The sequence below is a fragment of the Falsiroseomonas bella genome (assembly GCF_003173615.1).
Classification (GTDB): Bacteria; Pseudomonadota; Alphaproteobacteria; order Acetobacterales; family Acetobacteraceae; genus Falsiroseomonas; species Falsiroseomonas bella.
The window spans coordinates 694,360-706,785 of the sequence record NZ_QGNA01000003.1; the positions used below are offsets into that span (position 1 = coordinate 694,360).

The 12,426-nt window shown below is 71.0% G+C and carries 14 protein-coding genes; 6 read left to right on the forward strand and 8 right to left on the reverse strand.

Translation table 11 applies throughout. The annotated features are described in order from the left end of the window. Positions 1 to 40: 40 nt before the first annotated feature. A complete protein-coding gene (locus DFH01_RS15890; RefSeq protein WP_109871413.1) occupies positions 41 to 1,033 on the reverse strand; it encodes a Bug family tripartite tricarboxylate transporter substrate binding protein in 993 nt (330 codons plus the stop codon). A gap of 111 nt (positions 1,034 to 1,144) precedes the next feature. On the opposite strand from DFH01_RS15890, the gene DFH01_RS15895 reads away from it, so the two are divergent. Together DFH01_RS15895 and DFH01_RS15900 are read left to right on the forward strand one after the other, a co-directional pair. After that, positions 1,145 to 1,864 (forward strand): DUF1028 domain-containing protein, encoded by a 720-nt coding sequence (locus tag DFH01_RS15895; protein ID WP_109871414.1) that lies wholly within the window; start codon positions 1,145 to 1,147, stop codon positions 1,862 to 1,864. A 53-nt stretch (positions 1,865 to 1,917) separates the two neighbouring features. Beyond that, entirely contained in the window at positions 1,918 to 3,132 is a 1,215-nt protein-coding gene (locus DFH01_RS15900; RefSeq protein WP_109871415.1) for an MFS transporter, read from the forward strand. On the opposite strand, the gene DFH01_RS15905 is transcribed toward DFH01_RS15900, so the two are convergent. Next, positions 3,129 to 3,623, reverse strand: a complete 495-nt coding sequence (locus DFH01_RS15905) for a hypothetical protein (protein ID WP_109871416.1) — start codon at positions 3,621 to 3,623, stop codon at positions 3,129 to 3,131. The two genes, DFH01_RS15900 and DFH01_RS15905, sit on opposite strands and share 4 nt — an antisense overlap. A gap of 222 nt (positions 3,624 to 3,845) precedes the next feature. On the opposite strand from DFH01_RS15905, the gene DFH01_RS15910 reads away from it, so the two are divergent. After that, on the forward strand, positions 3,846 to 4,811 hold the full coding sequence (locus DFH01_RS15910; protein WP_109871663.1) for a Gfo/Idh/MocA family oxidoreductase: 966 nt from the start codon (positions 3,846 to 3,848) through the stop codon (positions 4,809 to 4,811). Between the two features lie 31 nt (positions 4,812 to 4,842). Further along, positions 4,843 to 5,487: a histidine phosphatase family protein gene (locus DFH01_RS15915; RefSeq protein WP_109871417.1), complete on the forward strand. Its 645-nt coding sequence runs from the start codon at positions 4,843 to 4,845 to the stop codon at positions 5,485 to 5,487. A 19-nt stretch (positions 5,488 to 5,506) separates the two neighbouring features. Here the strand turns inward: DFH01_RS15915 and DFH01_RS15920 are convergent, their stop codons facing one another. The 3 genes from DFH01_RS15920 to pobA form a co-directional block, all read right to left on the reverse strand. Further along, positions 5,507 to 5,923 (reverse strand): hypothetical protein, encoded by a 417-nt coding sequence (locus DFH01_RS15920; RefSeq protein ID WP_158287782.1) that lies wholly within the window; start codon positions 5,921 to 5,923, stop codon positions 5,507 to 5,509. Positions 5,924 to 5,934: 11 nt separating this feature from the next. Next, positions 5,935 to 6,825, reverse strand: coding sequence for an AEC family transporter (locus tag DFH01_RS15925; protein ID WP_146217074.1), 891 nt, complete (start codon positions 6,823 to 6,825; stop codon positions 5,935 to 5,937). A 210-nt stretch (positions 6,826 to 7,035) separates the two neighbouring features. Beyond that, positions 7,036 to 8,211 (reverse strand): 4-hydroxybenzoate 3-monooxygenase, encoded by a 1,176-nt coding sequence (gene pobA, locus DFH01_RS15930; RefSeq protein ID WP_109871420.1) that lies wholly within the window; start codon positions 8,209 to 8,211, stop codon positions 7,036 to 7,038. Positions 8,212 to 8,342: 131 nt separating this feature from the next. On the opposite strand from pobA, the gene DFH01_RS15935 reads away from it, so the two are divergent. Together DFH01_RS15935 and DFH01_RS15940 are read left to right on the forward strand one after the other, a co-directional pair. Continuing rightward, positions 8,343 to 9,086: an SDR family NAD(P)-dependent oxidoreductase gene (locus DFH01_RS15935; protein WP_109871421.1), complete on the forward strand. Its 744-nt coding sequence runs from the start codon at positions 8,343 to 8,345 to the stop codon at positions 9,084 to 9,086. A gap of 121 nt (positions 9,087 to 9,207) precedes the next feature. Continuing rightward, positions 9,208 to 10,284, forward strand: a complete 1,077-nt coding sequence (locus DFH01_RS15940) for a tartrate dehydrogenase (protein ID WP_109871422.1) — start codon at positions 9,208 to 9,210, stop codon at positions 10,282 to 10,284. Between the two features lie 169 nt (positions 10,285 to 10,453). Here the strand turns inward: DFH01_RS15940 and minE are convergent, their stop codons facing one another. Genes minE through minC form a run of 3 tightly spaced genes read right to left on the reverse strand, consistent with a single transcriptional unit; the run spans position 10,454 to position 12,374 of the window. Then, entirely contained in the window at positions 10,454 to 10,738 is a 285-nt protein-coding gene (gene minE / locus DFH01_RS15945; RefSeq protein ID WP_109871423.1) for a cell division topological specificity factor MinE, read from the reverse strand. Beyond that, positions 10,738 to 11,556 carry a septum site-determining protein MinD gene (gene minD / locus DFH01_RS15950; protein WP_109871424.1) on the reverse strand — a complete coding sequence of 273 codons (819 nt, stop codon included), beginning with the start codon at positions 11,554 to 11,556 and terminating at the stop codon, positions 10,738 to 10,740. The genes minE and minD overlap by 1 nt, the downstream gene beginning before the upstream one ends. A 35-nt stretch (positions 11,557 to 11,591) precedes the next feature. Then, the gene (gene minC / locus DFH01_RS15955) at positions 11,592 to 12,374 is read right to left on the reverse strand and encodes a septum site-determining protein MinC (RefSeq protein ID WP_109871425.1); all 783 of its coding nucleotides are present in this window, start codon (positions 12,372 to 12,374) and stop codon (positions 11,592 to 11,594) included. Positions 12,375 to 12,426: the final 52 nt, after the last annotated feature.

Here is a 12,426-nt window from a genome sequence, read left to right on the forward strand (position 1 = left end):
GATCCGGCGCCGCCCCGCACGGGGACGGCGCCGGCAGGGATCACTCGGAGCGGATGCCGCCCGCGCGGATGATCGGGGTCCAGCGCGCGATCTCGCCCTGGATGAACTCGCCGAACTGTTGCGGCGAGCCGCCGACCACCGCGCCGGCCTGCGTCTCGAAGATGCGCTGCTTCACCGCCTCCATCGCGGCGATGCGGCCGAACACCTCGTTGATGCGCGCGACCAGCGCCGGGTCCATGCCCGCCGGCGCGACGATGCCGTGCCACACCGCCACGCGGAAGTTCGGAATCACGGTGGAGATCGCCGGCACATCCGGCAGCAGCGGCGTACCTTCGGGGTTGCCGATGCCCATCGCCTTCGCGTTGCCCTGACGGATCTGGCCGATGCCGGAGGAGACGGTCGGGAAGCCGAACTGCGCGTCGTTGCGGATCAGCGCCGTGACCATCTCGGCGCCCGAGCGGTAGGGCACATGCACCATGCTGATGCCGGCCTCCTTCAGGAACAGCGCCATGAAGAGGTGGCTGCCATTGCCGTTGCCGGCGGAGGAATAGGTGAAGCCGTCGGGCCGCGCCTTCGCCTGCTCGATGATCTCCCGGATGCTGGTCGCGGTCACCGAGGGATGCGCCATCAGCACCGCCGGCAGGTTCACCAGGTGGATGATCGGCGTGAAGGAGGTCGCCGGATCATAGGCGAGGTTCGGGTTCAGCTCCTTGCCGATCGCATTGGCGCCGACATCGGCCATCATCAGCACGCTGCCGTCCGGCCGCTCGCGCGAGACGGCGAGGCCGGCGATCGTGCCGCCCGCACCGGCCCGGTTCTCCACCACCAGCGTCTGGCCGTTGGTGACCTCGGGGAAGCGCTGGGCGACGGTGCGCGACAGGGTGTCGATCGCGCCGCCCGCGCCGAAGGGCACGATCAGGCGGATCGGCCGGTCAGGCCAGGTCGCCTGGGCGCGGCTTCCCGCCGGCCAGAGCGCCGGTGCGGCAAGGGCGGAGGCCAGCAGCAGGGCGCGGCGGCGCGGCAGCGAAGTCATCGGATCGTGTCCTCCCGTTTCCAAGATGGGCGCAAAATGCGGCGCCGGGCGCTTGCGCGCAACCGCGGCAGCCGATGTAGTGCCCGGACAGGTGGGATTCGGAATGGCTCCATGACCTGGTCCATCGTCGCGCATGATCCCGGCACCGGCGCCTTCGCGGTGGCCGTCGCCACCTGCGCCTTCGCGGTCGGCGCCTATTGTCCCTTCGTCCGCGCGGGCGTGGGGGCCGTCTCCACGCAGTCCATGACCAACCGCTATCTCGGACCGGCGGTGTTGGACGCGATGGCGCGCGGCCTTTCACCCGCTGCGGCGATCGAGGGCGCGCTGGTCGGCGACGAGGGAAAGAACCTGCGGCAGATCCATGCCGTGGACCGCCACGGCCGCGCCGCCGCCTTCACCGGCGCCAACTGCGTGGAGTGGTGCGGCGACGTCACCTCGGCCGGGGTGTCCTTTGCCGGCAACATGCTGGCCGGGCCGGCGGTGCTGGCGGACACCTACGCCGCCTATGTCACCCATGCCGAGCTGCCGCTGCCGGAACGCCTTCTGATCGCGCTCGATGCCGGCGACGCGGCCGGCGGCGACAAGCGCGGCCGGCAATCCGCGGCGATGGTGATGGTCACCACCGAGGACTTCCCGGACCTCTCCATCCGCGTGGACGACCACGGCCAGCCGCTGGACGAGCTGCGCCGGCTCTACGAGATCTGGCAGCGCGACCGCGCCCCCGGCCTGAAGGACCAGCCGAGCAAGGCAAGGCCCTCCGGCACCGTGGACATGGACGCGATCGAGGCGCGCTGGAAGCGCCAGGGCCTGGACCTGAAGTTCCGGCGCTGAGCCTCGCCCCCCGGCTTTACGCGGCGCGTGGCCGGACGCAGGCTGCGCAGCCGATGCGCGCGCCCTGGCTGCCGGCCCTTCTCGCCACCCTCCTGATCCAGACCGTCGGCAGCGCCACCAGCCAGTTCGTGCCGGTCGTCGCGCCGCGGATGACGGCGGATCTCGGCGTGCCGCCGGAGATGGTCGGCAACTTCTCCTCGCTGAACACCTTCGGCGCGATCCTGTTCCTGCTGTTCGGCACGCCGCTGGTCGCCGCCTTCGGGCCGGCGCGGATGTTGCAATGGGGCGTGCTGACGGGCGCGGCCGCGCTCACGCTGGTGGCGATGGGCCAGCTCTGGCTGCTGCCCTTCGCGGCGATGCTGATGGGCATCGGCTACGGCCCGACCGGGCCGGCGGGCAGCCGCATCCTGCAGGCCACGGCGCCGCCGCGGCACCGGGTGCTGATCTTCTCCGTGAAGCAGGCCGGGGCGCCGGCCGGGGGCGCGCTGGCCGGGCTGATCGCCGCGCCGGTCGCCGCGGCCTGGGGCTGGCAGGCCGCCATGTTCTGCGGCGTCGCGGCGGCGCTGGCGGCGGCGCTTGTCCTGCAGCCCATGCGCCACACCCTGGACGCCGAGCGCAATCCCGCCTTTCCCATCCGCGAGGCCTTCACGCTGAAGCGCCTGGCCGCGCCGGTGACGACGCTGCGGCTGCATCCCGTCCTGCCGCCGCTCTGCCTGCAGGCCTTCGCCTTCGCGGCGCTGCAGGGCAGCCTGTTCAGCTTCACCGTGACATGGCTGGTGGAGGCGCATGGGATGGCGCTGACGACCGCCGGCACCCTCTACGCCGCGATGCAGCTTGCCGGGGTGGTCGGCCGGCTCATCCTCGGCTGGGCGGCGGACCGGCTGGGCGATGCGACGCGCAGCCTCTGCGTCCACGGGCTTGCGGCGGCGGGGCTTTCCGCCCTCTGGGTGCTTGTCGGTCCGTCGTTGTCCTGGCTGCCGGCGCTCGGCCTCGCCTTCCTCTGCGGCTTCACCGCGGCATCCTGGAACGGGATCTTCCTGGCCGAGGTCGCCCGCGTCGTGCCAGCGGACCGCGTGGCGGAGGCGTCCTCCGGCGCGATCATGCTGTGCTTCCTGGGCTATCTCTCGGCGCCGACCGCCTTCGCCTTCGCGGTCGGCGCGACCGGAAGCTGGACCCTGCCCTTCATGCTGGCCTGCGGCCTGCTGGCGGCGATCTCGCTGCTGGTGATGCTCTGGCGCGGTGCACGCGGCGCCGCGGTGCGACGCTAGCGAAGGCGCGCCGTCACGACGAGCACCAGGGCCGCCGCACCCAGGGCGAGGAGCCCGTGCGGCAGCAGCAGGGCGACGAAGCCGAACCAAGGCGCGAACCACCACGCCAGGAGGCCGGCGATGGTGGCGAGACCGAGGTCCCGGATGCCGCGGACGGAGCCGAGGGCCCGGAAGCAGGAAACCGCCAGCCCGCCGCCGCCGACCAGGATGAGGCCGCCACTGAGGATGAGGACAGCGATCCCCATCAGCGCGGCGCCTTCCTTCAGGGTCTCCAGCGCATAGGCGCCGCCGGCGAACAGGACGATGCCGACCAGCAGCAGGATGCCGCTGATCGTCGTGCCGAATTCGATGCTGCCGCCGCCCGTCGGCGCCGTGCTGCGCCGCTGTGCGTCGAGATAGGGCTGCGCGGCGGATTCGGCGGCGTTCGTCGCCGGCCCGAGAGCGTCGCCATGCGTCATGCGCCGATTGAAGTCGTCCAGCGGCTTGCTCATCGCGCCATCCCATTCCCGCCAGGGCAGGAACGTGAGCAGGCCTGCCGGCCGACCTGCCGGCGCGGGCCCTCACCATTCCGCCTGCGAGTAGTAGCCCGCCACCCGGCGCCGTCCACCCTCGGATCGCGCAGCCATGCGCCCGGCGGCGCGGATTTGCACGACCGGGTGATGCCGGGCGGCGCGGATCTGATCTATGCAGCGCCACGCACCTGGGAGGGCAGCATGTCCGTCGCGCTCGGCATCGTCGGTTTCGGCATCATGGGGGAGCGGCTGCTGCGCGCGGCGCTGAACCACGATCCCGCGGTGCTGCGGCCAGCCGCGGTGTGGGATCCCGCGCCCGCCGCCGCCGCGCGCCTGGCGGCGATCGCGCCGGGGCTGCCGATGCTCGAATCGGCGGCGGCGGTGATCGCGGCCTGCGACGTGCTCTATGTCGCCTCCCCGCCCTCCTCCCACATCCAGCATGCGGAGGCGGCCTTCGCCGCGGGCAAGGCGGTGTTCCTCGAGAAGCCGCTCGCCTCCGACCTCGAGCAGGCACGCCGCTTCGTCGCGGCAGCCGAGGCCGCGGGGCGGCGCGCCGCGGTGAACTTCCCGATGGCCTCCTCCCCCGCCGTCGCGCAGCTTGCGGCCTGGCGCCGCGACCTCGGCGCGGCCAAGGCGCTCTCCATCCATCTCGCCTTCGCCACCTGGCCACGCGGCTGGCAGCAGGGTGCCGCGGGCTGGCTCGCGAAGCGCGCCGAAGGCGGCTTCACGCGGGAGGTGCTGTCGCATTTCCTCTTCCTCACGCGCCGCCAGCTCGGCCCGCTGACCCTGCATTCGCGCGACGCCACCTTCCCACCCGGCGACGGCGCCGAGACGGCGATCCGCGCAACGCTCTCGGCCGGCGGCGTGCCGGTGGAGATCACCGGCGGCGTCGGCACGACGGAAGCGGACGACCACAACGAGTGGAAGCTGGAGAGCGAGGGCGGGGCGATCCGCCTGCGCGACTGGTCCTATGCCGAGAAGCTGGCCGTGGATGTCGGCTGGCACGCCGCGCCGGATGCGCTGCCCAACGAGAAGATGCGCCCGATGGTGCTGAAGGGGCAGCTCGACAAGCTGGCGGCGCTGACGCGGGGCGAGACGGTGAACCTCGCCACGCTGCGGGAGGCGCTGGAGGTGCAGGAAGTCGTGGAGGCGATCCTCGGGGCTTGAGCTGCGGCGCGGCGCAACGATGTAGCGCCGCATGTTGCGCCGCACGCTTCTCGCCCTGCCGCTTCTCGCCACGCCTGCCCTGGCGCAGCCGCGCCAGGTGCCCGTCACGCCCGAGCAGCCGGAGGGCGCCGCGCTGGTGGCGCGGCTGCGCCAGGGCGGGCTCGTGCTGTATTTCCGCCACGCGGACACGCGCGGCGAGCCCTGCGATTCCAGCTACCGCATCGGGGACCGAGCGGGCCAGCGGAACATCTCCCCCGACGGCGTGGCGCAGTCCCGCCGCATCGGGGAGCGGCTGCGCACTCTGGGCATTCCCGTCGTGAAGCCGGTGCTGGCCGGACCGGTCTATCGCGCACGCGACACGGCGGAGCACGCCTTCGGCGCGGCCGATGTCACCGTCACCGATAGCCTGCTGGCGGACGACTATGCCGGCGCGCGGCTTTCCTGGGTGCTGGCCGAGCATCGCCGCCTGTTCGCCGAGGCGCCGCCGGCCGGCACCAACCGCGTGCTGGTCGGACATCGCACGCCGGGGATCATGGTGTTCGGCGATGCGGTTGCCGGCCGCGCCTTCCCGGAAGGCAGCGCGCTGGTGATCGCGCCGCGCGGCGACGACTTCGCGCTGCTCGGCGTGCTGGAGCTTGCGCCGCTGCCGGGCGGCGGCTTCCACAATTGCGGCTGACGCCCGCGACCAGCCGGGTCTACGGGGTGAACTGCAAGTCCTCCCTGGGCGCCGGCGCCGCCCGATGACCGGTCCCGCAGAGGCTGTCCTTGAGCGCCGCAGTGGCCGCGGCCGACAATGCGAAGGCGAGCCTGCCACCTGACTCGAGCGCAAGCACCAGCACGAAATTGCCGTCAGCGTCGTCATGCCCGTTGCACCATCGGGCGCGAAAGACCCCATCGGTGCCGATCAGCTTGCTCCGGATGTCCTGGCCGCCCTGGGCGGATTCGGCGAGCAGGCGCGCGAAATGCTCGATCGCCGGCGGAAGCTGCGCGACGGGCATGCCCAATGTGAAGAGGCCCGTATCCAGCTCGCGCAGCCACAGCACGCAATGGGCCTGGTCGCTCGAGAGCGTGGATTCGACGACGCCATCGACCATCGTCACGGGAACCCTCATGTCGAGACTCCTCAGGGCGAGAGAAACCACAGCAGCGCCGGCACGCTGACGATCGAGGCGAGCGTCGAGGTGACGACGAGGCCCGCGACCTCCTCCGGCTCGTTGTTCCATTTCTGCGCGAAGAGGTAGTTGTAGACGGCCACCGGCATCGCGCATTGCATGATCAGCACGGCCTTGGCCGCGTCATGCAGGCCCAGCAGCACGGCGACGCCGTATCCCACGGCGGCGCCCGGCACGATGCGAACGGCGGACAGCATGGCGGCCCGGCCCAGCGACCGGACGCGGATGCGCGCGAGCGACGCGCCCAGCATCAGCAGCATCAGCGGGATGGTCATGCCGCCGATCAGCGTGATGGTGTTCGTGATCCAAGCGGGCGGCGCCGCACCCAGGAAGGAGACGGCGGCGCCGAGCGCCGTCGCGTAGATCAGCGGCAGTTGGAGCACCGCGCTCCAGTTCGACCGCCCGGCCGCGACGGCCTCGCCGACCGTGAACTGGCCGACCATGCAGATCGCGTAGAAGACGATGGCATAGCCCAACCCCTCGCTGCCGAAGGCATAGGCGGCGAGCGGCAGGCCCAGATTGCCGTTGTTGGGGAAGGTCAGCGACGGCAGGTAGGTCCGCACGCGCAGGCCGAGGACCTGCAGCACGACGAACGCCACCACGGCAAAGGCGAGGATCGCCACCACCGTCGCGAGCGCCATGGTCGCGAAGCTTGCCGGCGATATCTCGGTGCGGATGAAGGTCGCGAGGATGAGGCACGGCGTGCCGATGCTCACGACGAGCGGCGTGAGGCTCTTGTTCTCCAGCGATCGCCCCGAGCGGACCCAGAAGAATCCGATCGCGATGGTGACCAGCACCGGGACGACGGCGGCCAGTACCGGGGCGATCGCCGACGGCGTCATGACCGCGTCGCCGGCGCCCGCGACGAGCAACGAGACGCGCCTGCGCCAGGGAGAGCCTGGAAGCGACCCATCGGTGCCATCCGCCTGCAGCCCACGCGAGTTAACGGGCCATCGTCGCGGAACGGCAACGGAACAGCTTGGAATTTCCACGGAACATCGGCGCGCGCGCCGGCCTTCCCGCCGCCGCCCGCGTTGCGGACGGCCCCGGCGCTACACCTCGAAGGGCAGGCCCACGTAGTTCTCGGCCAGCGTCGTCATCGCCGCGCGGGAGGTGCTGACGTAGTCCAGCTCCGCCACCTGCACCCGGTGCTCGAAGGGGTCGTCGCCGTCGAAGCGGTGCAGCATGGAGGTCATCCACCAGCTGAAGCGCTGGCCCTTCCAGATGCGGCGCAGGCAGATCTCCGCGTAGCGGTCGAGCAGATCCGTCTCGCCCCTCGCGTAGAACCGCTCCAGCCCGCGGGCCAGCACGCGGATGTCGGCGATGGCGAGGTTCATGCCCTTCGCACCCGTGGGCGGGACGATATGCGCGGCGTCGCCGGCCAGGAACAGCCGGCCATGGCGCATCGTCTCGCAGACGAAGCTGCGCATCGGCGTCACGCCCTTCTGGAAGATTTTTCCTTCCTCGAGCTCGTCGCCGCAGCCGAGGCGCCGGTGCAGTTCCTCCCAGATGCGCGCATCCGGCCAGAGGGAAAGATCCTCGTCCGGCGCGCATTGCAGGTAGAGGCGGCTGACCGTGTTGGAGCGCATCGTCGCCAGCGCGAAGCCATCCGCGTGGCGCGCATAGATCAGCTCCTCGCTGACCGGCCGCGAGTGGGAGAGGATGCCGAGCCAGGCGAAGGGATAGACCCGCTCATAGATCGCGAGGTCCGGGATCGCCGGGCGGCAGATGCCGTGGAAGCCGTCGCAGCCGCCGATGACGTCGCACTCCACCACCTGCTCGCGGCCCTCGTGGCGGAAGGTGATGCGCGGGCTGCCCGTGACGTCGTGCACCGCGACGTCCTCCACATCGAACAGGATCGGCGCATGATCGCGCCGGGCGCCGGCGGCGATGCGCGCGGCGATCAGATCCTTCACCACCTCCTGCTGGCCGTAGATGGTGACCACCTTGCCGGTGAGGTCGGTCAGCGGGATGCGGTGGCCGACGCCGTCGAAGCGCAGCTCGATGCCGTGATGCACCAGGCCCTCGCGGTGCAGGCGGTCGGCGACGCCGGCTTCGGTGAGTGTCTCGACGCTGCCCTGCTCCAGCAGGCCGGCGCGGACGCGGCTTTCCACATAGTCGCGCGAGCGTGTCTCCAGCACGATGCTGTCGATGCCGGCCAGGTGCAGCAGGTGCGAGAGCAACAGGCCCGACGGCCCGGCGCCGATGATGCCGACCTGGGTGCGCATGCCGCCGCCTCCTCTCGCAAGGTGGCTCGGAGGGCCGACCTTCCGGCCTCAATGTGCCCATCCCGGCCCTGTTGGCAACGGGGACAGGCGGGCGGAGGATGCGCGGCGGCAGACGCAGAGGGGACGCCAGGATGAGCAAGGTCGCGGTGGTGACGGGCGGGGCGCGCGGAATCGGGCGGGGCTGCGCCCATGCGCTGGCGGAGCGCGGCTTCGACCTGGTGCTGGTGGACCTGCTGGCACCCGAGATGGCGCGCACCAGGGGCGAGCTGGAAGGGATGGGCGTGCGCTGCCTCACCTTCGAGGCCGATGTCGCCGACCATGCCAGGGCGAAGGCCATCGCCGCCGAGGTGGAGGCGCAATGGGGCCGCTGCGACGTGCTGGTGAACAATGCCGGCAAGGCGAACCCCAAGGGCATCCTGGACTGCACGGAGGAGGAGTTCGACCGCACAATCGCGATCAACCTGAAGTCCTGCTTCAACTACATCCAGGCCTTCGTGCCGCTGATGAGGAAGGGCGGCGGCGGGCGGATCGTGTCCATGTCCTCGCTGAACGCGCATACCGGCGGCGTGACGAGCGCGGTCAGCAAGTTCTCCTACGCCGCGGCCAAGGCCGGCATCATCGGCATGACACGGTCCCTGGCGAAGGAGCTGGGGCCGGAGATCGCGATCAACTGCGTCTGCCCCGGCATCATCGAGACCGAGGTCGGCAACAGCCTGACGAAAAGCCGCGGGCCGGAGCTGGCGAAGAAGATCGCGCTCGGGCGCGTCGGCAAGCCGGCGGATGTGGCACGGGTGGTGGCCTTCCTGGCGGCGGAGCAGCCGAACTTCATCACCGGCCAGGACATCAAGATCGACGGCTTCCAGTGGGAGATCTGAGCTCTTCAGTCCCTCCCCCGCTTGCGGGGGAGGGTCGGGGTGGGGGCGGCGCGCCCGCTCCCGGCGTTGCCGTCACCGCGCCGCGTTGTTAGACCCGCCGCCCTACGGAAAGGGCCAGGACATGCGCAGGCACAGGATCGCGGCGATGGGCGGCGACGGCATCGGGCCGGAGGTGATCGCCGCCGGCTGCCGCGTGCTGGACGCCGTGGCGGAGGCCGATGGCGGCTTCACCTTCACCACCGAGACCTTCGACTGGGGCAGCGCGATGTATCGCGCGACCGGCCGCATGATGCCGGCGGACGGCCTCGATCGCCTCAAGGATTTCGACGCGATCTTCTTCGGCGCCGTCGGCGCGCCCGACATCCCCGACCACATCACGCTCTGGGAGCTGCGGCTGGCGATCTGCCAGGGCTTCGACCAGTACGCGAATGTCCGCCCGACCCGCCTTCTGCCCGGCGTGGTCGGCCCGCTGCGCGAGGATCTCGGCCGGCGCATCGACTGGGTGATCGTCCGCGAGAACTCGGAGGGCGAGTATTCCGGCGTCGGCGGCCGCGCGCATCGCGGCCTGCCGATCGAGGTCGGCATGGATGTCGCGGTCTTCACCCGCGCGGGCGTCGAGCGGATCTGCCGCTACGCCTGCGAGCTGGCGATGACCCGGCCGCGGAAGAAGCTGACGGTGGTGACCAAGTCCAACGCGCAGCGCCACGGCCTGGTGATGTGGGACGAGGTCTGCGCCGAGGTCACCGCGCAATTCCCCGAGCTCACCGTGGACAAGATGCTGGTGGACGCCATGACCGCGCGCATGGTGATGAAGCCGGAGACCATCGACACCGTCGTCGCCACCAATCTGCATGCCGACATCCTCTCGGACCTCGCCTCGGCGCTGGCCGGCTCGCTCGGCATCGGCGCGACCGGAAACATCGACCCGACGCGCAAGCGCCCTTCGATGTTCGAGCCGATCCACGGCTCGGCCTTCGACATCACGGGCAAGGGCATCGCCAACCCGCTCGGCTCCTTCTGGACCGCGTCCATGATGCTGGAGCATCTGGGCGAGGGCGACGCCGCACGGCGCCTGATGCGCGCGGTGGAGGCGGTGACGGCGCGCGGCGAGGTGCTGACGCCGGATCTGGGCGGCCGCGCGACGACGGCGGAGGTGACGGACGCGGTGATCGCGGCGCTGAAGGGCGCGAATTTATAGGACGGTCAAAAAAGCCCTCTCCACCCATAGGGGGGAGAGGGTGGGGTGAGAGGGGCTTCCAGGTGGCTGACGGTCAGGTCGTCTTGCGCGTCCCCCTCACCCAACCCTATCCCCCATAAGTGGGGGAGAGGGCTATCACATGCGGCTGGAGAGGGCCGTCACGCCGCCCTCAACTCGCGCGCCGGAGTCCCGCGCCCTGCGGACCGGGCAGGTCGATCTCGATCGCCAGGGTGGACATGTCGCCGCCGCGGTCGAGCGAGACGTTCACCTTGCCCGGGTCGATCGCGACGTATTTGGCCACGACCATCACGATCTCCTGCTGCAGCTTCGGCAGGAAATCCTCCCGCGTGCGGCCGATGCGCTCATGCGCGAGGACGATCTGCAGCCGCTCCTTCGCCTGGTCCGCGGTCGCCGGCTCCGGCTTGCGCGAACGGAAGAAATCGAGCCAGCTCATCAGGCAGCCCTCCCCCCGAACAGGCGCGAGAAGATCCCCTTCTTCTGCGCTTCCAGGAAGCGGTGCTCCACCTTCTCGCCGAGGAAGCGGCCAACCGCGTCCTTGTAGGCCTGGCCCGCGATGCTCTCGGCGTCCATCACCACCGGCGTGCCGGTGTTGGAGGCGCGCAGCACGCTCTCGCTCTCCGGGATGACGCCGAGCAGCGGGATCGCCAGGATCTCGCGGATGTCGTCGAGCTTCAGCATCTCGCCCTTCTCGACGCGGGCGGGGTCGTAGCGGGTGACGAGCAGGTGTTCCTTGACCGGGTCCCGCTTCTCCTCCGCGCGCTTCGACTTGGACTGCAGCACGCCGAGGATGCGGTCGCTGTCGCGCACCGAGGAAACTTCCGGGTTGGTCACCACGACCGCCTGGTCGGCGAAGTAGAGCGCCAGCAGCGCGCCCTTCTCGATGCCGGCCGGGCTGTCGCAGAGGATGTAGTCGTGGTCCTTCGACAGCTCCTCGATGATGGTGCCGACGCCTTCCTTGGTCAGCGCGTCCTTGTCGCGGGTCTGGCTGGCCGGGAGGATGGAGAGCGTGTCCACGCGCTTGTCGCGGATCAGCGCCTGGTTCAGCCGCGCCTCGCCCTGGATCACGTTGACGATGTCGAACACCACGCGCCGCTCGACGCCCATAATGAGGTCGAGGTTGCGCAGGCCGACGTCGAAATCGATCACCACCACCTTCTTGCCGCGCTGCGCGAGGCCGGTGGCGAAGGCGGCCGAGCTGGTGGTCTTGCCGACCCCTCCCTTCCCCGACGTGACGACGATGACTTCCGCCATGCAAACCCCCTGCCTTGTCCCCTGTCGCTGCCGGTTCAGGCCAGCGGATCGAATCGCATCTGCTCGCCGATCAGCCGGGCCATGACGGCCTTGCCGATCGGCGCACCCCCGAGGCCCTCCCGCACCGCGTAGTAGCCGGCGATGGAGACGAGCTCGGGGTCGAAATGGGTGGCGAAGATCCGCGCCTCGTTCGCCGACTGACCGCCGGCGATGGCGCGGCCGAGCAGCCGCCCATAGACGTGGATGTTGCCATCCGCGATGACCTCGGCGCCCGGGTTGACCGTGCCGACCACGATCAGGTCGGTGCCCTGCGCCCAGATGCGCGTGCCCGCGCGGACATGCTGGTCCACGATCATGGCGGGCTTCGCCGCGGCCTGCGGCTGCGGCGGCGCGGGGGTGGCCGGCTCGGGCGCGGCCGGCGGCGGCGCAGGTGCCGCCGCGGCCGGCTCCGCGGCGGTTGCGATCTCGGTCTCCTTGCCGCCGGCCATGCGCAGCGGCGGCAGGCCGACGCCCATCGCGGCGTTGCGCATCTCCGTCGTGCCGCCGGTGGTGCCGACGGGCACGATCTCGATGGCGCGCAGGCCATGGGCGAGGGCGGCGAAATCCACCTCCTCAGGCCGGGCGGTGATGTCGTCGAGCCCGATCACGACCGGCGCGAAGCGCAGAAAGCCGGGGGCGCGGCGGAACTGGTCGCCGATGGCAGGCACCACCGCCTCCGCCCGATGATCGAGCAGGCGCAGCACCAGCAGGTTGAAATTGGCGCCGCGGAGCCGGAAGGGCTCTAGGCGGGGGCCGGTGGACCTGGGCGCGGCGGACATCGCGGCAATGGTTTCTCGGGCTCGGGGGGCTTTCGGCGTCTATAGCCGTGCC

What these genes read in the sequence shown, in the direction of transcription:
- DFH01_RS15890 (WP_109871413.1), bottom strand. Translation starts at nt 1,033, where the DNA reads ATGACTTCGCTGCCGCGCCGCCGCGCCCTGCTGCTGGCCTCCGCCCTT.
- DFH01_RS15895 (WP_109871414.1), top strand. Translation starts at nt 1,145, where the DNA reads ATGACCTGGTCCATCGTCGCGCATGATCCCGGCACCGGCGCCTTCGCG.
- DFH01_RS15900 (WP_109871415.1), top strand. Translation starts at nt 1,918, where the DNA reads ATGCGCGCGCCCTGGCTGCCGGCCCTTCTCGCCACCCTCCTGATCCAG.
- DFH01_RS15905 (WP_109871416.1), bottom strand. Translation starts at nt 3,623, where the DNA reads ATGAGCAAGCCGCTGGACGACTTCAATCGGCGCATGACGCATGGCGAC.
- DFH01_RS15910 (WP_109871663.1), top strand. Translation starts at nt 3,846, where the DNA reads ATGTCCGTCGCGCTCGGCATCGTCGGTTTCGGCATCATGGGGGAGCGG.
- DFH01_RS15915 (WP_109871417.1), top strand. Translation starts at nt 4,843, where the DNA reads ATGTTGCGCCGCACGCTTCTCGCCCTGCCGCTTCTCGCCACGCCTGCC.
- DFH01_RS15920 (WP_158287782.1), bottom strand. Translation starts at nt 5,923, where the DNA reads ATGAGGGTTCCCGTGACGATGGTCGATGGCGTCGTCGAATCCACGCTC.
- DFH01_RS15925 (WP_146217074.1), bottom strand. Translation starts at nt 6,825, where the DNA reads ATGACGCCGTCGGCGATCGCCCCGGTACTGGCCGCCGTCGTCCCGGTG.
- pobA (WP_109871420.1), bottom strand. Translation starts at nt 8,211, where the DNA reads ATGCGCACCCAGGTCGGCATCATCGGCGCCGGGCCGTCGGGCCTGTTG.
- DFH01_RS15935 (WP_109871421.1), top strand. Translation starts at nt 8,343, where the DNA reads ATGAGCAAGGTCGCGGTGGTGACGGGCGGGGCGCGCGGAATCGGGCGG.
- DFH01_RS15940 (WP_109871422.1), top strand. Translation starts at nt 9,208, where the DNA reads ATGCGCAGGCACAGGATCGCGGCGATGGGCGGCGACGGCATCGGGCCG.
- minE (WP_109871423.1), bottom strand. Translation starts at nt 10,738, where the DNA reads ATGAGCTGGCTCGATTTCTTCCGTTCGCGCAAGCCGGAGCCGGCGACC.
- minD (WP_109871424.1), bottom strand. Translation starts at nt 11,556, where the DNA reads ATGGCGGAAGTCATCGTCGTCACGTCGGGGAAGGGAGGGGTCGGCAAG.
- minC (WP_109871425.1), bottom strand. Translation starts at nt 12,374, where the DNA reads ATGTCCGCCGCGCCCAGGTCCACCGGCCCCCGCCTAGAGCCCTTCCGG.